Genomic DNA, 22,117 nt, shown 5'->3' with positions numbered 1-22,117 from the left:
TAAAGAGTAAAAACCAAGAACTAAAACAAATTAGCATGTCAAAAGAGTTAAGAAAACAACAGGCTTTGGAATATCATTCCAAAGGCCGTCCCGGAAAAATCGAAGTGATCCCTACCAAAGAAGCAAAAACACAGAGAGATCTTTCTCTTGCTTATTCTCCCGGTGTAGCTGCTCCATGTTTAGAAATTGCTGCCAATGTTGAAGATGTTTATAAATACACCGCCAAAGGAAATTTAGTGGGTGTGATCAGTAACGGAACTGCCGTATTAGGTTTGGGAAATATTGGACCGGAAGCAGGTAAACCCGTGATGGAAGGAAAGGGAGTATTGTTTAAAATCTTCGCAGATATTGATGTATTTGATATTGAAATAAATGAGACCGATCCCGAAAAATTTGTTCAGATAGTTAAAGCTTTAGAGCCAACATTTGGCGGCATTAACCTGGAAGATATAAAAGCACCGGAATGTTTTTATATCGAACAAAAGCTAAAGGAACAGTTGAAGATCCCTGTAATGCACGATGATCAGCATGGCACTGCAATTATTTCAGCGGCTGCTTTGTTAAATGCATTGGAAATTCAAAAAAAGAAAATAGAAAAAGTACATTTTGTGGTGAATGGAGCCGGTGCGGCAGCTGTATCCTGTACTAAATTATATATCAGCTTAGGAGCCAGAAGAGAAAATATAAAAGTGTATGATAGTAAAGGGCTGATCAGCAGAGATAGAACTGACCTGGATGAAATGAAAAAAGAATTCATTTCAGATTCTAAAGACACTACCCTTGTAGAAGGAATGAAAGACGCCGATGTTTTTATCGGACTAAGTAAAGGCAATATACTTACACCTGAAATGGTGAAAAGCATGGCAAAAAATCCTATCATTTTTGCCATGGCAAATCCTGATCCGGAGATTTCATATGAAGAAGCGATCGGAGCCCGTAAAGACCTGATCATGGCTACCGGCCGTAGTGATTATCCTAACCAGGTAAACAATGTATTGGGATTCCCTTACATTTTTCGTGGTGCCCTCGACGTTAGAGCTACCACTATTAATGAAGAAATGAAGCTGGCAGCTGTAAAAGCACTGGCAGAATTAGCCAAAACACCTGTGCCGGACATTGTAAACATGGCTTACAATGACCAGACCATTACATTCGGTTCTACCTATATCATTCCAAAACCTGTTGATCCTCGTTTGTTATCAACGGTAGCTCCTGCTGTAGCAAGAGCGGCAATGGAAAGCGGTGTGGCTAAAAAACCAATCACAGACTGGGATGCGTATGAGGTTGAATTAAATAAACGACTTGGATTAGATAATCAATTAAGCAGAGCAATTGGCAGCAAAGCCAGAAGAGATCCTAAGAGAGTTGTTTTTGCTGACGCCGAAAATATTAAAATATTAAAAGCAGCTCAGCTGGTACAAGAAGAAGGTGTTGGATATCCGATCTTGTTGGGAGATGAAACAAGGATCAATAAAATTGCGAGAGAAAATGGTATTGATATTGATGACATGCCCATATTTGACCCTAAGGGAGAAAATACAGTTGAACTGAGGAAAGAATTTGTTGAATTATTTTTTGCTAAACGTCAGCGCAGAGGGGTTAACAGGCATGAAGCCAATAAATTTTTAAGAGATAGAAATTATTTTGGTTGTATGATGGTAGAAACCGGTAATGCTGATTGTATGATCAGTGGCATCACCCGTAATTACCCGGATACCATACGACCGGCTTTACAAACAATCGGTACAGAAGACGGTGTTCGTCAAATTGCCGGGATGTATATTATGTTCACCAAAAAGGGACCATTGTTTTTGGCGGATACTACTATCAATTTCAATCCTACCGCCGAAGAATTAGCGGAGATCACTTTATTAACCGCTAAAGAGATCAAATCCTTTGGTGTAGTACCACGTATTGCAATGCTCTCTTACTCTAATTTTGGCAGCAGCGATTCTGCCGAAGCTATTTTAGTAAGAAAGGCAAGAGAAATTGTAAAAGAAAAAGATCCTACATTGGTTTGTGATGGAGAGGTACAAGGTATTGTTGCATTCAACAAAGAGATCTTAAAAGAAAACTATCCGTTCTCTGAATTATTAGACGGCGAAATAAATACACTTATCTTCCCTAATCTGGCTGCAGGCAATATCGCTTATAACTTATTGCAGGAAGTTGGTGGTGCTGATTCTATAGGTCCTATCTTATTGGGATTGAAGAAACCGGTGCATGTATTACAATTAGGCAGCTCAATCCGTTCAATTTTTAACATGGTACTGATAGCTGTAGTGGATGCACAAATAAAAGGAAAGTCAAATACCCAGGAAGAAATAAAAAAGGAAAAGGGATGGAAACGTTTTAAAAAGACGTCTCATGAATTATAATATTGGCAATTTGATCATTAGATGATTTGATAAGTATAATATTGAAAAATGAAAAATAGCTGCAAAGTGACTGCCGAACAAAATATTGGTTGTTACTTTGTAGCAGGTGTAACAGACAGAGATGCTGTCATTAGTAAAATTAATTAATCATCAAATTTCCAAATCAGGTAAATGAATGTATTCACTCATTTCGGCCGGTATATTTTAATGATCAGGGGCATGTTTACCAGGCCGGAAAACATGAAGGTATACTGGAAAGAATTTATGCATCAATGCGCTGAAATAGGCATTGGTTCATTAGGTATTGTAAGTATCATATCTGTTTTTATGGGAGCGGTGAGTGCTGTGCAAACTGCATATCAGCTGGTAAGTCCTGTTATTCCTAAATCCACTATTGCTCAGATCGTTAGAGATACCGTTATCTTAGAATTTGCTCCCACGTTGGTTTGTATTGTATTAGCCGGTGTGGTTGGCAGTAAGATAGCCAGTGAATTGGGGAATATGAGAGTTAGCGAACAAATAGATGCACTGGAAATAATGGGCATCAATACAAAGAGCTACCTTATCATGCCAAAGATTTTGGCGGCCTTGATCACTATTCCTGCATTAGTAGTTATTTCAATGGTATTGGGTATCTGGGGTGGCCGTTTTGCCGGTTCTGCTTCACAAATATTATCTACTGATACCTTCGACAAAGGATTACTCGAAAATTTCCTGGGATATAATGTCGTCTTTGCACTGGCAAAAGCCTATACATTCGCCTTTATAATCAGTAGTATTCCTGCTTATTATGGATATCATGTAAAGGGTGGTGCATTGGAAATAGGAAGAAGCAGTACAAAAAGCGTGGTGGTGAGTTGTGTGATGATATTATGTGCGGATTATATTTTGGCGGCGTTGTTGTTGTAAAACACCCCTCCGTCTCTAAAGGGAGAACTACGAAGAGTATTATTAAATTCAACAGAAGGCACTTAAACTAATTTTTAACCATAACAAAAGAAAACCCTTTTAGGGGGTTGGGGTAAAGATGATCGAATTCAAAAACATAGAAAAAAGTTTTGGCGAAAAGCAGGTACTAAATGATGTAAGTCACGTTATGGAGACCGGCAAGTGCAATCTGATCATTGGTACCAGCGGAAGCGGTAAAACCGTTTTACAAAAGTGTTTGGTAGGATTATTTGAGCCTGACAAGGGGGAAATCATTTACGATGGCGTAAGTTTTACTGATATGACAGATGATGAGAGAAAAGATCTGCGCCAGCAAATTGGTATGCTCTTCCAGGGATCTGCACTTTTTGATAGTATGACCGTAGAAGAAAATGTAATGTTCCCGCTGAATATGTTTTCTACAATGAATTACGCCGAAAAACAAAAAAGGGTGAATGAGGTATTGGCAAGAGTAAATCTGGTGGATGCCAATAAAAAATATCCTGCTGAAGTAAGTGGAGGAATGAAAAAACGTGTAGGTATTGCCAGAGCAATTGTATTGAACCCTAAGTTTTTATTTTGTGATGAACCTAACTCCGGACTGGACCCTCAAACCTCAATGGTGATAGATAAGTTGATCTACGATATTACCAAAGAATTCAACATGACCACCATAATCAATACCCATGACATGAACAGTGTAATGGAAATAGGGGAAAATATCCTGTACCTGTACCAGGGTAAAAAAGAGTGGAGTGGTAATAATCAGGAGATCATTTTCTCTAAGAATGAACTACTGAATGACTTTATATTTGCTTCTGAATTCTTACATGATGCCAAGGATATGCGTATGCTGGAAGCCAAAGGCAAGATCAGTGACGACAGGAATATGGACGACCTATTAAAGTAAAATTCCATACAAAAGCAAGATCGCATCTGTTTTTACGCTGTATGCCCTATTCAGCTGTAAAATCAGCCTGATTCACCTTCTATGTGTCCCGATTCTCGGGAACGTTGCCGCATTTAATCTTAAATTCTCTCTTTTATACTCAAGATTTTACCCTTATTTTTGCGCACCAATTCTCATCTTTAAATCAAGATTGCACATGTCGGTTTTAGTTAACAAAAATTCAAAAATAATTGTACAGGGTTTTACCGGTACAGAAGGAACTTTTCATGCTACACAAATGATCGAATACGGAACCCAGTTAGTTGGGGGCGTTACTCCGGGAAAAGGTGGAAGCACTCATTTGGAAAGACCAGTTTTTAACACTGTTGCTGATGCTGTTGCAGCTACAGGCGCTGATGTAAGTATCATATTTGTACCTCCTGCATTTGCAGCAGATGCAATTATGGAAGCTGCTGATGCCGGTATTGGATTAGTGGTGTGTATCACTGAAGGCATTCCGGTTCAGGATATGGTTAAAGTGAAAAACTATTTAAAAGGAAGAACCACCCGTTTGATTGGACCAAACTGTCCTGGTGTTATCACTGCTGAAGAATGTAAAGTAGGTATCATGCCTGGCTTTATTTTCAAAAAAGGAAGAATTGGTATCGTATCAAAAAGTGGTACACTTACTTATGAAGCAGCTGACCAAGTGGCAAAAGCTGGGTTGGGTATTTCTACAGCTATTGGTATTGGTGGTGATCCAATCATCGGAACAACCACTAAAGAAGCAGTTGAATTATTTATGAATGATGCTGATACAGATGCGATCGTAATGATCGGTGAAATCGGTGGTGGTATGGAAGCTGATGCAGCTAACTATATCAAATCTACCGGAAATAAAAAACCTGTTGTAGGCTTTATCGCCGGACAAACAGCGCCTCCGGGCCGTCGTATGGGACATGCCGGTGCTATTGTTGGTGGTGCTGATGATACAGCAGCTGCTAAAATGAAGATCATGGCAGAATGCGGTATCCATGTAGTAGCAAGTCCTGCAGATATCGGAAAGACTATGGCAGAAGCGCTAAAAAAATAATTTTATATACTTTTTTTTCTACGCCCCTCAAATGTTGAGGGGCTTTTTATTTACCTGGTATACCGTACACCCCTACCCGATTTTCGGTGGAGAAAAAATACAAACCGTTAACATAGATCACAACTACTTACTTTTAAGCAAATGCTCAGCTACTATCGTTAACCACAGGATAACAGTCAGCCGAAAAAAAATCGGGTACTTTAGAAGTTTCGAGGCAACGAAAACACATTTTTTTGCGTAAGGTAATTAGCGGCATAAAAATGAGCCGATACCTAAATATGGTTGATGTGTACTACTCCTTTTCTGTTACTAAAGAGTCGGCACAAAGTATCATCAAATCTTAATTCCTGCCATTCATGAAAAAAAATGTATCAATTGTTAGTCTTTTACTGATCTGCATTATTGCATTTAGTGCCGTTGGCCTAACTGTGCCTAATACACATCATCCATTACATGCAGCCCAACCTCCCGAAGGATATACAGGCACTACACCAGAGCTTTACTGTAATGATTGTCACAGTACTAATTCGGTTAATAATCCGGGAGGATCGGTGGTAGCACAAGGATTACCCTTAGGTACTTATACCGCCGGCACAAAATACGATTTCAGTATTATCGCTACACATAGTGCAAAAGATAGAAAAAAATGGGGGTTCTCGATAGCTGCAAGAAACAGTGCAAATCAACCTGTGGGCACATTCTCCTCTACTAATAATAACGCACAGATCAATGGCAGTGAACTCAGCCACTTTGATGCTGTAGGAACCACTTCGGCCTCTACTTACACCTATACCAACCTGCATTGGACAGCACCGGCAGCTCCTGGCCCAAATGATCAAACCATTATTTTTTATTATGTAGCCAATGCTGCAAACGGAAATTCTACAAGTTCCGGCGATTATATTTATGCAGATGCTACAACAGTAAACTACTCTCCTTCTGTATATACTTTTACGGGAAATGGAAGCTGGAACACTGCTTCCAATTGGAGTGGCAATTTGATTCCTCCCACCACTGTTACAGGAAATGTTGAAATAGTTATTGACCCCTTGTCAGGCGGCCAATGTCTTTTCAATGCAGGACAGGTACAACATGTAGGTGGCGGCGCCAAACTAACCGTAAAGACAGGAAAGAAATTGAACGTAAACGGAGACTTAAATATTACTAACTAATAACATTACCTATAAGATCATGAAAAACAATATCCTGCTTTTACTCATTTTTTTTATTGTTGCGATCATCAATAGCAGTTGCGAATCTAAAAAGGAAATTCTGATGTATGGCGCCAAAAGTTGCGACTCTTCTGATGTAAGATATACAGGGCCAATAACCAATATCATCAATGCCAACTGCAATTCATGTCATGCCACAGGCGTTGCCAATAGTTTGGGAGGAGGTGTTGCATTGGATAATTATGCCGGCTTGAGCTTTTGGGCAGCTAATGGCGTGCTTTTTGATAATGTATCTGAGGCATCGGGAGCCAATCCGATGCCCAAAAATGCGCCAAAACTTTCTGATTGTGATATTGCCAAAATAAGAATATGGATCAATAACGGATATCCTAATAATTAAACATATACCATGAAAAAAATATTCATCATACTTTGTTGTTGCCTGCTTACTGTTGTATCTTTCTCACAAAAAGTATATCAGACAAAATCAGCAAAAATCAGTTTCTTTTCGTCAACACCATTACAAAATATTGAAGCTACCAATAATGAAGGAAGCTCCAAACTTAGTACCAACGGACAAGTGGTAATGATGATCGCCATCAGGAGTTTTGTTTTTGAAAACAGTTTGATGCAGGAGCATTTTAATGAGAACTATATGGAAAGTGATAAATTTCCCAAAGCTATCTTTATGGGAAATATCACTAACCTTGCTGATATAAATTTTTCAAAAGATGGTACGTATACTGCAAATGTGGAAGGCTCCCTTGAAATTCATGGAGTAAAGAACAACATCAAAACGCAGGTAGAGATCAACATCAAGCAAAATAAAATAACAGCAAAAACTTCTTTTTCCATTAATGTAAAAGATTATGGAATAAAAGGAAATTATATCGGAAGCAAAATTGCAAAGACCATAAAAATAGCGGTCAATGCTATTTACGAATAAGCTGTTTTAACATTATTAATTTATATTGACAAGCCTAAACTAACCTATAATGAATCGTTCCATCATTTGTTTCATTCTATTTATAACCTCCTCATTGGCCGGCTTCGGGCAGGAAGAAGACATCTTTAATTCAGCTAAAAAAGAAGCCGAAAATGACCTGAAAAATAAAACCGTATACACCATTGCCACTTTTAAAAATTCAAGATTGATCAATGGGCATTCTATAGAAACAGTTGGCAGGGGCTTAATGGACTTTCGTATTCACCATCGGTTCGGGTATTTAAATCAGGGTGTAAATGATCTCTTTGGTTTGGATAATGCCATAACCTATATTGGATTTGATTTTGGACTAACCGACAGATTAATGATCGGCTTCAGCCGAAGCAGTTACTTAAAGCAACTGGAAACTTTTGCTAAATATAAATTGCTCCGGCAAAGTACCGGCAAGATATCCATGCCAATATCAGTAACCTTAATGACCGCTGCTACGCTCAGAACCGGCAAGCAAACAGATTCTGTGTATAAAAAAACAGTAAGCGACAGGATGGCCTACACTGCTCAATTGATCATTGCCAGGAAATTCAGTGAAAATTTTTCATTACAAGTAATGCCAACATTTGTGCATTTCAATATGGTTCCGGGATTAGATGACCCCAACAATCTGTTTTCTATCGGCATGGGGGTAAGACAGAAAGTATCGCATCGGGTAAGTGTAAACGCAGAATATTATTACCAAACGAATAATTTTTCAGGCTATACCAATTCATTAGCGCTGGGGGTAGATATTGAAACCGGCGGACATGTTTTTCAACTGCATCTCACCAACTCAACCGGTATGACAGCCCCATCATTTATTCATCAAACCACGGGTAAGTGGGACAACGGAGATATTCATTTCGGATTTAACGTATCCAGGATCTTTAATATAAAAAAGAAAAATAGTTAACTATTTTAGTTACACTAAAAACTACACAATGAAAAAGGTCATCAGCGCAATACTTATTATAGCAGTTGTAGCAGTAGCAGGTATCTGGTATTTTATTTTTTACCGTCCTACGCATTACAAACGGGATATCACCGTTGAAAAATATATCGGTATCAATGCTGCTGATATTGTAAAAGAATTTCAAAACAATGAGGATAGTGCCAATAAAAAATATCTGAATAAAATTATTCAGGTAACAGGCATTGTTGGTGATGTAAAGAAAAATCAGAATGGGAAAATGGTGCTCACACTTAATGGAGCAGATAATATGTCAAATGTAATTTGCACCCTGCAAAACAACAACACCACGGCTACAACCGGCGCCACTGTTACACTTAAGGGTATTTGCACCGGCTACCTGATGGATGTGGTTATCATTGATGCTATTATTATTGATAGCAAATAAAAAAAATCTCAACGTACAGACATAAAAAAATCCTTCACAAAAGTGAAGGATCTTTTTTATAGAAAAAGAATTGATTAATAATCTCTGTCTCTTCCGCCGCCGCCGTAACCGCCGCTTCTGCCGCCGCCACCACCGTAGCCGCCGCCGCTTCTGTTACCACCGCCGCCGCCGTAACCGCCTCTGCTGCCACCGCCGCCGCCGCCAAAGCTGCGTTTTTTGAATCCACCGCCGCCACCTGATCCTTCAGGACGTGGTTGAGATTCGTTAACGATTAATTTACGACCTTGAACTTCAGTTTCGTTTAAGTTAGAGATAGCAGTTTTAGCTGCTTCATCATCTTCCATTTCAACAAAACCAAAACCTTTTGAACGGCCGTTCATTTTGTCTTTCAAAATTTTAGCACTTGTAACGCTGCCGAATTGAGTAAAGAGGTTCAATAAATCGTCATCAGTCATAGACCAACTAAGATTTCCTACATAAATGTTCATTGTAAAAACTGTTTAAAATATTAAATAAAAAACTTAATGACTTAGTGAACTACAATGAACTGAATCCTACTTTTTTAAGCGTTCTGTCAGCCAAATTCGAAATACTAAAACCATTAGAGCTATACAAATGTAGGGTTTTATTTAAAAAAACAATGTTTTTCCACAAAAAATCATAAAGCTGCTTTTTCGAGCAACATTGCTGCCAATCTGCCATCTCTTTGATAAATATCATTCCTGAAACACAGCTCCCCGGCATCATTTACCCATGCGGTAAAATAGGTAATATAGACAGGTATCCGGTTTTTTAACGTAACAAATTGCTCCACACGGCTGTTCATAGCTGAATCTATTTTAATATCATCCCATTCGGGATCGTCTTTTAACAGGTAAAGCGCCAGTCGCCTTGCTTCCGCCAACCGTATACATCCATGACTGAAAGCCCTTTTATCTTCATTGAACAAAGATTTGGCAGGGGTATCATGCATATAAATATTATGACTATTGGGAAATAAGAACTTTACCAGCCCCAGTGCATTATCCGGACCGGGCCGTTGGCGAACACTACCACCATTCCATTCCATATTATGTCTTGCCAGGTAATGCCTGCTGCGCCGCATAGCCGGTAATAGCTCGTTATGCAAAATACTTGACGGCACATTCCAGTAAGGACTAAAAACAATATACTTCAACTCTCCGTTAAATACCACCGTTTGGTGCTGCGATTTTCCAACCACTACATTCATGCTCCAGGCCAAAGAATCATTTTCATAAATATGCAATTTGAATTCCGGAATATTGATCATGAAATAATTCTTACCTATTTTTTCCGGCAGCCATCTGCATCTTTCCATGTTCACCATTATCTGCTCTATTCTTTTTTCAATAGGATAATTCAGTTCAGCAATTAATTTCGTTCCCACAATTCCATCCTCTTTATAGCCAAACCGATGCTGCATTTTTTTAACGCCGGCGGTTAATGCAGCATCAAAAATTGCACTGCCATTATCAGTGGCCACATCACCCATTAAAAAAAGACATTTTCTGATTGCAACAATTTCCAAAGCAGCATCTCCCTGCTTATAACTTTTCTTCGTTGCTGATACTACAGGCCACCCTCCTTTGTTTTTTATATCCGTATAAATTTTTAATTGCTTTTTAAGCAGATCGTATTGCCTGTATAAAGGTGTATTATCTAAAATATTTTTTCCTGCAAGCAATGAATCCAGCAGTTGTTGATACGATACTTTTCTTCTGGGCAAAAACCATTTCAATGCCAGGCTTTGTTCTTCACTCATGCCCGCCCATACGTTTTTTGCATAGGTAAGATATTGAGCGGTCAGCATCAATTCCAGTGTAGCAGTGGGTTTTATTGCATTACTGTTTTCTAACAATGCCTCCAGCCTGTCGGCATAAGGCGGTGCAGCAGTTACACCATCTTCATTCATATTCCTGATCTTGTTCAGTAAATTATCCGCCTGTTCTATCAAACCTTTTCCATCAAACCAGGCATAAGAAAAATTTCTGCGCTGATAAAACTTTGTAAGATCACTACGAATATTTTTAAACGCCGGAAAACTATCTATGAATAATATCACCGCATTGCTGTCGAAAGTGATATTGGCAGATGCCGTAAAACCACCGGGTATAGTAATATCTTTTCGATAGGTATCTAATAAAGAATCTTTGTTGGTTTGGAGACGGGCAGAATTATCGGCATGACAATCACCCAAAATAAATGACATACAAATAAGGGCACATCCTAAAAATATTTTATATCGCATAGCAGGATTTTTATTCCGGTAACGAATACCATCCAAAGCTACTATTTACACGTTCCATTTTAGATGACTTCCATCAGTATGCCCAAATAAAAACGCCCCGAAAATTCGGGGCGTTCTATAAAAAGTATTTGCAAGAAATTACTCAGCTACTACTTCAAATTCAACTTCAGTTTCGTTACCGTTACTGAAATCGATCTTAGCTTTAAAGCTTCCTAATTCTTTAACCTCGTCTAAGATGGTAATTCTGCGACGATCGATCTCGTATCCTTTTTGTTCTCTGATCGCACGAGCAATCTGAACTGAAGTTACGCTACCGAAGATCTTACCACTGGTACCGGTTTTAGCACCGATCTTTAACGGACCGGCTTGTAAAGTAGCAATAACGCTGTTGATCTCAGCCAATAATTTAGCTTCTTTCTTAGCTTGTTGCTTCTTTTTTTCTTCCATCATTTTCACGTTAGAAGGACTAGCTTCTACAGCGAATTTTTTAGGAATTAAAAAGTTACGACCGTAACCATTTTTTACGGTTACCAATTCATTGATACCGCCTAGGTTATTTACATCTTGTATTAATATTACCTGCATGATTTTGCATTTTTACCCAACTGCGTTAACCGCTGCTTTCCCTACTGAAAGGTTAGGGTGGTGATTGAAATTGTTTATTTTAAAAGATCTGTAACGTAAGGTAAAATAGCCATTTGACGGGCTTTTTTCACTGCATCACTCACTTTACGTTGAAACTTCAAAGAGTTTCCTGTAAGACGACGTGGCAATAATTTACCTTGTTCGTTTAAGAATTTTTTCAAGAAATCGGCATCTTTATAATCGATATAACGGATACCCATTTTCTTAAAGCGACAATATTTTTTTGGACGCTTTTCAGCTTTAATAGCTGTAAGATATTTTATCTCATTCTTTGCCATGGTTATGCTTCCGTTTTTTCGTTAGTAAATTTACCGCCACTTCTCTTTTTGTTGTTGTAATCGACGGCGTATTTATCGAGTACAGTGTACATGTGACGCATAACTGATTCGTCACGTAAAAGTTGAGTTTTCAACTTTTCATTGAAGTCGGATGGCGCTTTATACTCCATTACCCAATATAAACCGGTGGTTTTTTTGGCAATGGGATAGGCCAGTGATTTCAGTCCCCATGGGTTACTGTGCACTACTTCACCACCGTTGTCTGTAACGATAGCAGCAAATTTCTTTTGAGCAGCTTTAAACTCCTCTTCAGAAAGCACAGGGGTAAAAATCACCATCAATTCGTAATTGTTCATTTCCCTTGTTTTGTGTGTTAAAAAATTGTTTATCCCGCCTCCTTAGTGGATTTGGGGCTGCGAAGGTAAGGCATTTAATTGATAATTGAAAGCTGATAATGGATAATTTTTGGGGGGCTGTGGGCAATGGGCAATGGGCAATGGGCAATGGGCAATGAGCAATAGGCAATGAGCAATAGGCAATGAGCAATAGGCAATGAGCAATAGGCAATGGGCAATGAGCAATGAGCAATGGGCAACTGTCTATAAATCAACTATTTAAATAGTTCGCCCATCCGTTTTATACTATACCAGACAGACATGGTAACCTAATAAGCAAAGGTTATACAACCTATTGGGCACTGGCTTTTGAAGAAATAAACTTGCGTTTTTTATATTGTCAATTAAACTGACAATACAAAAAACGCGGATTTATAAAACAATAACTAACTGATAATTAATGGTTTAAAAGTTTGCGTATTTCAAATCTTGCGTATATATTTGAGTTATGCGGCATTTTAAAATGACATCCTACACATAAATGAGTTTACAAGGACAGACTGTAAGAATTGTTGTAGCAGAACCATTTGAATGGGACTATGGGAATTTATTTGGGACAATTCTTTCTGACCGTGGTGGACAAAAGCTAAAAATTAAATTGACAAAGATTATAAAGGGTAAAACGTTTTCAAGCGACATAATTGAATTGACACCACGTTTTAAAGACGAAACATTTAAACCGTTGACCCAAAATTATTCAGTAACAGTAAATGGTGGACTCATCAAAGAAAATTCAGACGACTTTGACTTTATAATTATTGGGAACGTGACAATTGATTAAAATGGACACAGAAGAATTAAAACACAGAATTAACAATGCCCTTATTTTACTTGCTGACGGACATTCATTGAAAGTTGGAGACTTAACCTTTGGTTGCAGAGACAAAACAAATTTTTCTGTTTCAGGTTGGACAAACAATATTCTTTTAGAGAATGTAACACGACAATCGGCATTGACTGAACTAAATGACATCAAATCTTTGTTCTCAAAAATGGTTGACACTTCCAACGAATTAGCTGACTTCATTAAGAACAAACAAATTATTTACTATTTAGGCTACGACTATGGAATGGGTTCAATTGGAATTTGTAATAAAAAAAATGGACAATTAAAATGGGAAACAGAATTACGAGACTAAAAACGACCGCACAACATGAACTGTGTAAAAAACCAAATAAAAGTTGCTCTTTCTTACCAGCAACGTCTCCTCTTCAAGCATTGTGCGTGGGTAGGGACGTTGCGGCCTATAACTAAAGCTGTCACAATAATAGAAATTCAATCTCCTTCCTGCCGTTGTTGGTGTTTTTTACCAACAACCGAAGTAAATACATCTAAAAAAGATCATAATAAATTCCATCCCGGCGGGGCTTTAACCTTGTTTGGTACTCCCCCACTCATCGTCGATCAGTGATGACACTTACCTTGGGTCTCGGAAAGCTTCCTGTAACCCAAAACAGCACATCTGCCTATAGCGGAAAGCTTCCCACAACCCAAAGCAACACATCCGCTTATAGCGGAAACCTTCCCACAACTCAAAGCAACACATCCGCTTATAGCGGAAAGCTTCCCACAACCCAAAGCAACACATCCGCCTATTGCGGAAAGCTTCCCACAACTCAAAGCAACTCATCCGCCTATAGCGGAAAGCTTCCCACAACCCAAAGCAACACATCCGCTTATAGCGGAAAGCCTCCCACAACACAAAGCAACATATCTACATTAGGTAGAAAGCTTCCCACAACTCAAAGCAACAAATCTACATTAGGTAGAAAGCTTCCCACAACCCAAAGCAACAAATCTACATTAGGTAGAAAGCTTCCCACAACCCAAAGCAACAAATCTACATCAGGTAGAAAGCTTCCCACAACCCAAAGCAACGCATCTACATTAGGTAGAAAGTTTCCCAGAACTTAAAGCAACATATCTACATCAGGTAGAAAGCTTCCCACAACACAAAGCAACAAATCTACATTAGGTAGAAAGCCTCCCACAACCCAAAGCAAGAAATCTACATTATATGGAAGCGTCTCCGGTAGGCGCAAGACTCTTTCCTGCGGCCGGGGAGTTACTAAAGTATCATCACTTTAGTCATTAATTTAGTAATGTATAGGTGCAGGACTTCATCCTGCACCTATTATAGATGTTAATCAGAAAAGATCGATCGTAACGTCAAAATATTATTTAAGCGGTACCACACACTACAACCATATAATTAATTTAGCAGCATTAAATTAATAGATATGTACACCAGATACGCTCTCTTACTCATCTTTATTAATTCGATCTTTTTTACTCCGCTTTATAGTCAACCCAAAACAGAAAAAGGTATTGCCGATTTCACTTCTAAGCCGGTACTTAACTGGACATTCGCCACAGGCAAACCCATTTACAGTTCGCCGCAAGTAAGCGATGGTATTGTTTTTTTTGGTAGTTGCGACAGCAATATGTATGCGCTGAATACCGCTAAGGGAACGATAAAATGGAAATTGAAAACGGGCGGAGAAATAAGATCAACCGCCTGCATTAGCGGCGATGATGTCTATTTCTTAAGTGGCGATGGGTTATGCTATTGTGTAAACCGGCACTCCGGATCTGTTAAGTGGAAATTTGCTACAGCAGGTGAGAAACAATATGAGTTGTATAGCTTTGCCGACTATGTACAATCTTCGCCGGTTTATAATGATGGGCTGCTGTATTTTGGTTCAGGCGATGGCAGCATTTATGCACTGAATGCAAACAATGGCTCATTGGTTTGGAAATATGCTACAGGAGCGGTTGTTCATGCAACGCCTGCGCTGGATAGTAACTTCTTATATGTTGGATCATTCGATGGCTTTTTTTATGCAGTAAATAAAAAAACAGGAGACCTTGCATGGAAATTCAAATCAGTTGGATACAAGTATTTTCCCAAAGGCGAAATGCAGGGCACACCCCTGGTAGTGAATGATGTGATTGTTGTAGGCAGCCGCGATTATAATTTGTATGGCATCAACAAAACAGGCGGTTATTGTGAATGGAACAGAAAATTCCCGAAGGGTTGGGCTATGGGGTCGCCAGCATTCAACAACTCAGTAGTATTCGTCGGCACTTCCGACGACTACGAAATGCATGCTATAGATCCGGCTACAGGTTTGTCAAAATGGAAGACGAATGTTAAGTTCAATATCTTCGGGTCAACCTCTTTCACCCGTTCCATGCTTTACTTCGGCACATTAATGGGTAAGCTTTTTGCTTTAGATGAAAAAACCGGCAATATTGAATGGTCCTTTTCCACCCCCGGCTATAAAAAAAACAGGTCAACATTCTTCACCGATAGAGATGAACTCAAAGAAAATATTTTCGGTACTGTCATCAAAAAAAATGAAGATTTCCTGAGTATGTACATAACACTTGGAGGTATCTTTTCTACTCCTGCAATCACTGATGATCAGATCATATTTACCTCTCTTGATGGTAATATGTATGCGCTGAAAAGAACAAAGTAGAAGATGAACAAAGACATAATGTAAAGGGAGAAATAATACTAACCCGGCTTTAACAAGCTCTGCCTGACAGCTTGTAAAATTGAAGCCCCTCCTGCCACTTCATTCTCTGCCAATCCTCAATAAATAATACCTTTGTACCCTTATCGAATCAACGTGAAAAACAACTCAACCCCTGAGATCCTTGCTCCCGTAGGATCTTTTGAATCTTTACAGGCAGCTATCAATGCCGGAGCCGATGCCATTTACTTTGGCGTAGAGCAACTGAACATGCGTACTAAATCGAGCGATCCTATTACCATTGCAGATATACAGACCATTGCGGAAAAATGCAAGGCACATCATATCAAAGCATATATAACGCTCAATACCGTGATGTATCAGCATGACCTGCAACTGTTGCGTACCATACTTACAGAAGTGAAAGCTGCAGGTATTGATGCCGCTATCGCTGCCGACTTTGCTGTTATAGAAATGTGTCGGCAAATGCAGATACCCCTGCACATCAGTACACAAGCCAATGTAAGCAATATAGAAGCGGTGAAATTCTTTGCTCCTCTCTCCGATGTAGTGGTGCTGGCAAGAGAACTTACGTTGAAACAGGTAAGCGATATAACGGCAGAGATCACCCGAAAAGATATACGGGGTATTTCCGGCAAACCTTTGCAAATAGAAATATTTGTACATGGTGCTTTGTGTATGGCTGTTTCGGGTAAATGTTTTATGAGCCTGCATACACAAAACTCATCAGCCAACCGCGGCGCCTGCACTCAAAACTGCCGCAGGCCTTATAAAGTAACCGATCTTGAAACAGGAATAGAACTGGAGATAGACAACGAATACATTATGTCGCCGAAAGATCTTTGCACCATCGATATTTTAGACCAGGTAATTAACGCCGGTGTTACTGTATTAAAAATTGAAGGCAGAAGTAAAGGCCCCGATTATGTTTACACCACCACCAAATGCTATCGTGAAGCCGCCGAAGCTGTTATCAACGGCACTTATACACAGGAAAAAATTGAAGGCTGGAAAACTGAATTGACAAAAGTGTACAATCGTGGTTTCTGGGAAGGTTACTACCTTGGTCGTAAGTTGGGAGAATGGACAGAGAGCCCCGGCAGCGCCGCCACAGAAAAGAAAATTTACCTGGGTAAAGGCAGCAATTATTATCCTAAAAAGCAAGTAGGAGAATTTACGATAGAAAGCGGCTCACTAAAAAAAGGTGATACCATTATGGTTACCGGTCCTGCATGTGGCATGGTAAAAGAAACAAGAGAACAACTGTATGTGAATGGAGAGATTGCTGAAGAAGCAGGCAGGGGAGATAAGATCACTTTTCCTTTTGCAACAAAAGTAACAGCAAAGGATAAATTGTATAAAATAGTTTTGTAACCGATGCCTAAAATTATCCATTACCGTCATAAGTGCATTGGCTGCAACATCTGCTATGAAAAGCAACCGGACTACTGGAGGCTTTCTAAAAAAGATGGTAAAGCCACATTATTAAACGCTGTCGAAAAAAAAGGCATCTACATTCTGCAGATACCGGAGTTTGCTGCAGCACTCACACGTACCATTGCACAGGATTGCCCGGTGAACATTATTAAGGTAATATAGTAGATACATTTTCCGATAGCCACTATACACCACCAATTATTTTCTCATCCTGTTTTGCTCTTCATCCGAAGCCGAGTTATGGCTACGATTGGCGTTTAGCTTTTTATTACCAAAGCTTTGCGTATAGGTGAGTTTAAACGTACGGTAACCAAAACGTAATTTATAATCTACATAAATATTTTCGGCGGGTATATCGGTGATAGCTCTCCATGCTCCTCCATTAAAGACGTCGGAAATGGCGAAGCGAAGTTTATTATTATTTGCACCAAACTTTTTTTGTATCCCAACATCTACCATCTTAAAACTTTTACTAACAGCTGCCCCATATAAATATTTAGACAAATAGAACCCGGACAATTCAACACTATATTTATTGGGTAACGTAAAACTTTGTGAACTATTCAAACTATAATTTTTCTGTTCAATACTAAAAGGGCCATTCTTATAAATAGTATTTATCTGTTGCCAGTTTCCCTGTATATTGTTTTGCATGGTCCACCACTTAGTAACGGTAACAGGAATACTTAAACTGATGTTGACCGTTTTTATATTATCCAGGTTTTCAGAAGTATATATCTGCTTATTATCTTTTGATAATTTCGGCTGAAAATTTGCGATCGACCCATCTTCTTTTGTATAAGAAACAGACAACACAAAACTCTTATACATGTAATCAGCTTTATAAATATCAGAGAATGCAGGTTGCAATGCACTGTTGCCCGAGAAGAATGTATAAGGATCCATAAAGATCACAAAAGGTGCCATATCATTGAATGTTGGCCTGGTGATACGGCGGCTGTAAGATACATTGACAGCGTTTTTATCATCCAGTTTTTGATTGATATAAATGCTGGGGAATAACCGTCCGTATTTTCTATCCACAATATTTTGTTGCGTATTGCTACCCAGGTTGGATGCAGTTTGCTCGTACCGCAACCCCAGTTTTAAGCTTGTTTTGGCAGAAGCTTCAATACTCAGTGAAGTATACAACGCTCCTATATTTTCTTTCAATTTATAATCTGCCGTTAGTTCAGGATCTTTCACCCAATTGCCGGCGCCTCCGTTTTCCACCGATACACTATTAGAAAATTTCGACAATGCCAATTTAGCCCCTGCCTCCAGGTTCACTTTTTTGCCGAGCTTTTTTGTATAATCGATCTTACCTACCCAAAAACTCAATGGGGTAAGTTTGCCGCTTCTTGTTTGCTCCTCACTCAATAAGGTGCCGGCGCTGTTAAAATATTTATTATCGTAATCATTGGGGTTATTATCCTTGTAATACAAATAATCAAGGTCTGCAGTAATAACCTCTCCTTCTTTGAAGGTATGTGAGAAATTAATATTCCCCATGATATGTTTCCACTGATTCAATTCATGATTAAGCACAGTAATATTGGTATCAGGAATATTATTTTTTGAAGTAGCCAACGAATTATCTGCATTCATTTGCCATTTTGTATTGTAGCCGGAAACCAATGCACCTATCACCGTTTTAGGTGTTACCTGAATATCGATCCCCAGCCTTGCATTCTGTCCTCCTTCTTTCGGATGCCGAAGTGATACAGTATAATTATCTGTTACCACTCCTTCATTGATATAACTTCTGAAAAACCTGAAATCCTGCTCCTGGTTGTTCCAGTTAAAAGAGTAATCACCAAAGAGATTTATTTTTTTATTGCGATAATTAAAGTTGACCGAGCCTGCCGTAGTATAGCCTTTCCCATAACCGATAGTAGAAGAAAAAGAACCATTCAATCCTTTGTTTGGATTTGAAAGTAAAATGATATTGATAAAGCCTGCATTGCCTTCTGCATCAAAATTAGCCGGCGGTGTGGTTATTAATTCTATTCGGTCAATATTAGATGCATTCATACCCGAAAGCATTTGCACCAAAGCATCAGAAGACATTCTGGATATCTTTCCATTGATCATTACCACTACACCACTTTTCCCGTTCAATCCGATAGAATTACTTTGCCTGTTAACCACCACACCCGGTGATTTTTCCAATACTTCCAATGCTGTGCCGCCTGCAGAGGTAATGCTGTTCTTTACATTGATGACCATCCTGTCTATCTTTTGTTCAAACATTGGTTTACGTGCCACCACTGTAACATCAGACAATAATTTTTCTTCCCCTTTTAATTTTATCACTCCAATATTTACATCTTCTTTTGCAACAATCACTTCATTGCTATAATAGCTTGTATATCCATTGAAAGATGCTGAAATTATATATCTGCCGGCATTTATATTTTCAAAATTAAAAGTACCGTTTGATGCAGCTATAGTTCCCTTCACTAAGACAGAATCTGTTTTGTTCAATAATAAAACATTGACACCTTGAAGTGGCTTGTCAGTATTGCTTGTAACTACTCCATAAATTTTTACCTGGGCATGCAAGTTCAGCATTGTCAGATTCAGTAAAAACAAGAGGGCAATAAAAAGCTTATAACTTTTGGTCATGATAGTAAGGTTGGTTAACGACGGGAGCTAATTTGAAAAAGAATAAATATAAGGTTTATTTTCCATCTGTTTTATTCCGCTTAAGCATGCCAACGAGCCGTTCAACATAAATTTCAGTGAGGCAAACAACTAATTTAATTTTATCTTTAGCTATATAATTAACAAAGAAAACAAACAATGAATTTTTCTTTATCAAAATCAATAGAGATACTTGAGCGTACACCGGAAGTGCTTATTACTATGGTACAACACATTTCCACCGACTGGACCTCAAATAACGAAGGCGCTGAAACATGGAGTGTATATGATATTATTGGCCATCTTATTCATGGCGAAAAAACAGATTGGATTCCCAGAATGGAAATTATTCTTTCGGATAAAACAGACAAAACATTTGAGCCTTTTGACCGCTTTGCACAATTTGAAGAAAGTAAAGGAAAATCGTTGTCGCAACTTTTAGAAGAATTTAAAAAATTACGTTCTACGAATATTGATCAGTTGCGTTCAAAAAAGATCACAGAAGAAAACAGCAATAAAAAAGGCATCCACCCTGCTTTTGGAGAGATCACCTTATCCCAACTTCTGGCTACATGGGTTGTACACGATCTTAACCATATCGCTCAGATCTCCCGGGTAATGGCAAAGCAATACAAGGCCGAAGTTGGCCCCTGGGTGCAGTATTTGAAAATATTACAGCAGTAAATTTCAATAGAGAAAATACTCCTCTGCCCTGTCCGCTCTGAATTATATCGCTTTACTAAATGTTGGCTTATTACTGTTCGATTGATCACGTATTAGATACAGGTCGAATGCACTGCAGATATTACGTATAAAATTTCTGCCCAATGGAGTTACCTGCAAACAGGTTTCGTCCCATTCAATCAAACCATCTGCTGCCAATTTTTCCAAAACAGGAAAACTGCATTCTTTTAATGTTGCAAGATTTTCTTCCTGAAAAACTGTTTTATTCTGACAACTGATATCTAATATATATTTCCTGAAAGCAATATCTTCTTTATTTAAAAAGTATCCACGAAAAACAGCTGGTTCATTATTATTTACCGCAGCATAATAATCATGTATTGTTTTTTCATTTTGAGCAAATGCAACACCGGCATCACTGATACTCGACACTCCTAACCCAAGCAACATGGCTGTGCGCTGTGTGGTATAGCCCATAAAATTTCTATGCAGCCACCCTTCCTGCCAGGCTTTATACAGATCATCTGATGCCAATGCAAAATGATCCATACCAATATCATGGTAACCATTTTCTGAAAAGAGTTGTTTCCCTAATTGATACAATTCCATTTTTTGCTGCGTTGTTGGCAGATCATTCTCATCAAACAAGCGTTGTCCTCTGCTTGTCCAGGGCACATGGGCATAACTATAAAAAGCGATCCTGTCGGGCCTCATAGCAATACACTGCTCAATGGTTTTTTTCATTCGCTCCATATTCTGCAAAGGCAAGCCATAGATCAGATCGAAGTTTACTGATCGGAAGCCAATTTTTCTTGCATTATCTGTGGCTCTTTGTACATTTTCTACAGGCTGTATTCTGTTGATGATACGTTGCACTTCAGGGTCATTATCCTGCACTCCATAACTTATTCTTCTGAACCCCAGATCGTACAATGTTTGCAGATGTTCTACTGTTGTGTTGTTGGGATGCCCTTCAATACTAAACTCATGCTCAGCATGAATAATACTGTCAGCATAAATGGTATTAAGTAAATACGCCAGGTTTTTGGGAGAGAAAAAAGTAGGGGTACCTCCGCCCAAATGGATTTCACGGATAATTGGTTTTTCCGACATCAATTCTCTGTACATCTTCCACTCTCGTAAAATAACAGCTATATACTCTTCCTCAACAGAGTGATTGGTAGTGATCTTTTTATTGCATCCGCAGTAGGTACACAATGATTCACAAAAAGGCAGATGCAGATAAAGGCTTATCCCCTGTTGTTGATTTTTCAGACTGAATTGATTATTAAACACTTGCTTCCATTGTTCTTTATCAATTCCCTCTTTCCAAACGGGTACGGTTGGGTAACTGGTATACCTTGGTATGGGTAGATTATACTTCTTTACCAGTAAGTTATCAATGCCTTTAGTCATTGTGCAAATGTAAACCTGCAAATTTTACACTGATATGATTGAGATAA

The 22,117-nt window shown here is 38.7% G+C and carries 23 protein-coding genes; 16 read left to right on the top strand and 7 right to left on the bottom strand.

Features of this window, described 5'->3' with window-relative positions:
• Positions 1-35: 35 nt before the first annotated feature.
• From LK994_RS07410 to LK994_RS07370, 9 genes are all read left to right on the top strand, one after another.
• Entirely contained in the window at positions 36-2,378 is a 2,343-nt protein-coding gene (locus LK994_RS07410; RefSeq protein ID WP_229762258.1) for an NADP-dependent malic enzyme, read from the top strand.
• 171 nt (positions 2,379-2,549) lie between these two features.
• The gene (locus tag LK994_RS07405) at positions 2,550-3,287 is read left to right on the top strand and encodes an MlaE family ABC transporter permease (RefSeq protein WP_229762257.1); all 738 of its coding nucleotides are present in this window, start codon (positions 2,550-2,552) and stop codon (positions 3,285-3,287) included.
• Positions 3,288-3,405: 118 nt separating this feature from the next.
• The gene (locus tag LK994_RS07400) at positions 3,406-4,215 is read left to right on the top strand and encodes an ABC transporter ATP-binding protein (protein WP_229762256.1); all 810 of its coding nucleotides are present in this window, start codon (positions 3,406-3,408) and stop codon (positions 4,213-4,215) included.
• A 196-nt stretch (positions 4,216-4,411) separates the two neighbouring features.
• The gene (gene sucD / locus LK994_RS07395; RefSeq protein WP_229762255.1) at positions 4,412-5,287 is read left to right on the top strand and encodes a succinate--CoA ligase subunit alpha; all 876 of its coding nucleotides are present in this window, start codon (positions 4,412-4,414) and stop codon (positions 5,285-5,287) included.
• Positions 5,288-5,643: 356 nt separating this feature from the next.
• The gene (locus LK994_RS07390; RefSeq protein WP_229762254.1) at positions 5,644-6,459 is read left to right on the top strand and encodes a choice-of-anchor V domain-containing protein; all 816 of its coding nucleotides are present in this window, start codon (positions 5,644-5,646) and stop codon (positions 6,457-6,459) included.
• A gap of 19 nt (positions 6,460-6,478) precedes the next feature.
• Complete coding sequence (locus LK994_RS07385) at positions 6,479-6,859, top strand: c-type cytochrome (RefSeq protein WP_229762253.1); 381 nt, start codon at positions 6,479-6,481, stop codon at positions 6,857-6,859.
• Positions 6,860-6,868: 9 nt separating this feature from the next.
• Positions 6,869-7,405 (top strand): YceI family protein, encoded by a 537-nt coding sequence (locus tag LK994_RS07380; protein WP_229762252.1) that lies wholly within the window; start codon positions 6,869-6,871, stop codon positions 7,403-7,405.
• Positions 7,406-7,454: 49 nt separating this feature from the next.
• Positions 7,455-8,351 (top strand): DUF5777 family beta-barrel protein, encoded by an 897-nt coding sequence (locus LK994_RS07375; RefSeq protein WP_229762251.1) that lies wholly within the window; start codon positions 7,455-7,457, stop codon positions 8,349-8,351.
• Between the two features lie 28 nt (positions 8,352-8,379).
• On the top strand, positions 8,380-8,796 hold the full coding sequence (locus LK994_RS07370; RefSeq protein WP_229762250.1) for an OB-fold putative lipoprotein: 417 nt from the start codon (positions 8,380-8,382) through the stop codon (positions 8,794-8,796).
• Positions 8,797-8,870: 74 nt separating this feature from the next.
• On the opposite strand, the gene LK994_RS07365 is transcribed toward LK994_RS07370, so the two are convergent.
• The 5 genes from LK994_RS07365 to rpsF all read right to left on the bottom strand — a co-directional run bounded on the left by LK994_RS07365 (position 8,871) and on the right by rpsF (position 12,344).
• Positions 8,871-9,284, bottom strand: a complete 414-nt coding sequence (locus LK994_RS07365; RefSeq protein ID WP_229762249.1) for an RNA recognition motif domain-containing protein — start codon at positions 9,282-9,284, stop codon at positions 8,871-8,873.
• Between the two features lie 170 nt (positions 9,285-9,454).
• Entirely contained in the window at positions 9,455-11,065 is a 1,611-nt protein-coding gene (locus LK994_RS07360) for a L,D-transpeptidase family protein (protein ID WP_229762248.1), read from the bottom strand.
• A 138-nt stretch (positions 11,066-11,203) separates the two neighbouring features.
• Positions 11,204-11,650: a 50S ribosomal protein L9 gene (gene rplI / locus LK994_RS07355; protein WP_229762247.1), complete on the bottom strand. Its 447-nt coding sequence runs from the start codon at positions 11,648-11,650 to the stop codon at positions 11,204-11,206.
• Positions 11,651-11,724: 74 nt separating this feature from the next.
• Positions 11,725-11,988, bottom strand: a complete 264-nt coding sequence (rpsR, locus tag LK994_RS07350) for a 30S ribosomal protein S18 (RefSeq protein WP_262907911.1) — start codon at positions 11,986-11,988, stop codon at positions 11,725-11,727.
• Between the two features lie 2 nt (positions 11,989-11,990).
• Positions 11,991-12,344, bottom strand: a complete 354-nt coding sequence (gene rpsF, locus LK994_RS07345) for a 30S ribosomal protein S6 (RefSeq protein WP_229762246.1) — start codon at positions 12,342-12,344, stop codon at positions 11,991-11,993.
• A gap of 520 nt (positions 12,345-12,864) precedes the next feature.
• Between rpsF and LK994_RS07340 the strand changes: the two genes are divergently transcribed.
• The 6 genes from LK994_RS07340 to LK994_RS07315 all read left to right on the top strand — a co-directional run bounded on the left by LK994_RS07340 (position 12,865) and on the right by LK994_RS07315 (position 17,486).
• Entirely contained in the window at positions 12,865-13,164 is a 300-nt protein-coding gene (locus LK994_RS07340) for a hypothetical protein (protein ID WP_229762245.1), read from the top strand.
• 1 nt (position 13,165) lies between these two features.
• Positions 13,166-13,522, top strand: coding sequence for a hypothetical protein (locus LK994_RS07335; RefSeq protein ID WP_229762244.1), 357 nt, complete (start codon positions 13,166-13,168; stop codon positions 13,520-13,522).
• 272 nt (positions 13,523-13,794) lie between these two features.
• Positions 13,795-14,298, top strand: a complete 504-nt coding sequence (locus LK994_RS07330) for a hypothetical protein (protein ID WP_229762243.1) — start codon at positions 13,795-13,797, stop codon at positions 14,296-14,298.
• 326 nt (positions 14,299-14,624) lie between these two features.
• Positions 14,625-15,869 (top strand): outer membrane protein assembly factor BamB family protein, encoded by a 1,245-nt coding sequence (locus tag LK994_RS07325; protein ID WP_229762242.1) that lies wholly within the window; start codon positions 14,625-14,627, stop codon positions 15,867-15,869.
• Positions 15,870-16,022: 153 nt separating this feature from the next.
• A complete protein-coding gene (locus LK994_RS07320; protein WP_229762241.1) occupies positions 16,023-17,261 on the top strand; it encodes a peptidase U32 family protein in 1,239 nt (412 codons plus the stop codon).
• A gap of 3 nt (positions 17,262-17,264) precedes the next feature.
• A complete protein-coding gene (locus LK994_RS07315; protein ID WP_229762240.1) occupies positions 17,265-17,486 on the top strand; it encodes a ferredoxin in 222 nt (73 codons plus the stop codon).
• Positions 17,487-17,522: 36 nt separating this feature from the next.
• Here the strand turns inward: LK994_RS07315 and LK994_RS07310 are convergent, their stop codons facing one another.
• Positions 17,523-19,952: an outer membrane beta-barrel family protein gene (locus tag LK994_RS07310; RefSeq protein WP_229762239.1), complete on the bottom strand. Its 2,430-nt coding sequence runs from the start codon at positions 19,950-19,952 to the stop codon at positions 17,523-17,525.
• 177 nt (positions 19,953-20,129) lie between these two features.
• Between LK994_RS07310 and LK994_RS07305 the strand changes: the two genes are divergently transcribed.
• Complete coding sequence (locus tag LK994_RS07305; protein ID WP_229762238.1) at positions 20,130-20,654, top strand: DinB family protein; 525 nt, start codon at positions 20,130-20,132, stop codon at positions 20,652-20,654.
• Positions 20,655-20,696: 42 nt separating this feature from the next.
• Here LK994_RS07305 and hemN read toward each other — a convergent pair whose 3' ends face one another.
• Positions 20,697-22,070, bottom strand: a complete 1,374-nt coding sequence (gene hemN / locus LK994_RS07300; RefSeq protein ID WP_229762237.1) for an oxygen-independent coproporphyrinogen III oxidase — start codon at positions 22,068-22,070, stop codon at positions 20,697-20,699.
• Between the last annotated feature and the right edge of the window lie 47 nt (positions 22,071-22,117).

The sequence above is a fragment of the Ferruginibacter lapsinanis genome (assembly GCF_020783315.1).
Lineage (GTDB): Bacteria > Bacteroidota > Bacteroidia > Chitinophagales > Chitinophagaceae > Ferruginibacter > Ferruginibacter lapsinanis.
Note: the sequence above shows the minus strand (reverse complement) of the source record. Positions and strands in the feature narration are given on the sequence as shown.

Coding starts and splice junctions, on each gene's coding strand:
- LK994_RS07360 (WP_229762248.1), bottom strand. CDS start 11,065: ATGCGATATAAAATATTTTTAGGATGTGCCCTTATTTGTATGTCATTT.
- rpsR (WP_262907911.1), bottom strand. CDS start 11,988: ATGGCAAAGAATGAGATAAAATATCTTACAGCTATTAAAGCTGAAAAG.
- sucD (WP_229762255.1), top strand. CDS start 4,412: ATGTCGGTTTTAGTTAACAAAAATTCAAAAATAATTGTACAGGGTTTT.
- LK994_RS07335 (WP_229762244.1), top strand. CDS start 13,166: ATGGACACAGAAGAATTAAAACACAGAATTAACAATGCCCTTATTTTA.
- rplI (WP_229762247.1), bottom strand. CDS start 11,650: ATGCAGGTAATATTAATACAAGATGTAAATAACCTAGGCGGTATCAAT.
- rpsF (WP_229762246.1), bottom strand. CDS start 12,344: ATGAACAATTACGAATTGATGGTGATTTTTACCCCTGTGCTTTCTGAA.
- LK994_RS07400 (WP_229762256.1), top strand. CDS start 3,406: ATGATCGAATTCAAAAACATAGAAAAAAGTTTTGGCGAAAAGCAGGTA.
- LK994_RS07365 (WP_229762249.1), bottom strand. CDS start 9,284: ATGAACATTTATGTAGGAAATCTTAGTTGGTCTATGACTGATGACGAT.
- LK994_RS07370 (WP_229762250.1), top strand. CDS start 8,380: ATGAAAAAGGTCATCAGCGCAATACTTATTATAGCAGTTGTAGCAGTA.
- LK994_RS07310 (WP_229762239.1), bottom strand. CDS start 19,952: ATGACCAAAAGTTATAAGCTTTTTATTGCCCTCTTGTTTTTACTGAAT.
- LK994_RS07315 (WP_229762240.1), top strand. CDS start 17,265: ATGCCTAAAATTATCCATTACCGTCATAAGTGCATTGGCTGCAACATC.
- LK994_RS07340 (WP_229762245.1), top strand. CDS start 12,865: ATGAGTTTACAAGGACAGACTGTAAGAATTGTTGTAGCAGAACCATTT.
- LK994_RS07385 (WP_229762253.1), top strand. CDS start 6,479: ATGAAAAACAATATCCTGCTTTTACTCATTTTTTTTATTGTTGCGATC.
- LK994_RS07330 (WP_229762243.1), top strand. CDS start 13,795: ATGACACTTACCTTGGGTCTCGGAAAGCTTCCTGTAACCCAAAACAGC.
- LK994_RS07405 (WP_229762257.1), top strand. CDS start 2,550: ATGAATGTATTCACTCATTTCGGCCGGTATATTTTAATGATCAGGGGC.
- LK994_RS07325 (WP_229762242.1), top strand. CDS start 14,625: ATGTACACCAGATACGCTCTCTTACTCATCTTTATTAATTCGATCTTT.
- LK994_RS07380 (WP_229762252.1), top strand. CDS start 6,869: ATGAAAAAAATATTCATCATACTTTGTTGTTGCCTGCTTACTGTTGTA.
- LK994_RS07375 (WP_229762251.1), top strand. CDS start 7,455: ATGAATCGTTCCATCATTTGTTTCATTCTATTTATAACCTCCTCATTG.
- hemN (WP_229762237.1), bottom strand. CDS start 22,070: ATGACTAAAGGCATTGATAACTTACTGGTAAAGAAGTATAATCTACCC.
- LK994_RS07305 (WP_229762238.1), top strand. CDS start 20,130: ATGAATTTTTCTTTATCAAAATCAATAGAGATACTTGAGCGTACACCG.
- LK994_RS07390 (WP_229762254.1), top strand. CDS start 5,644: ATGAAAAAAAATGTATCAATTGTTAGTCTTTTACTGATCTGCATTATT.
- LK994_RS07410 (WP_229762258.1), top strand. CDS start 36: ATGTCAAAAGAGTTAAGAAAACAACAGGCTTTGGAATATCATTCCAAA.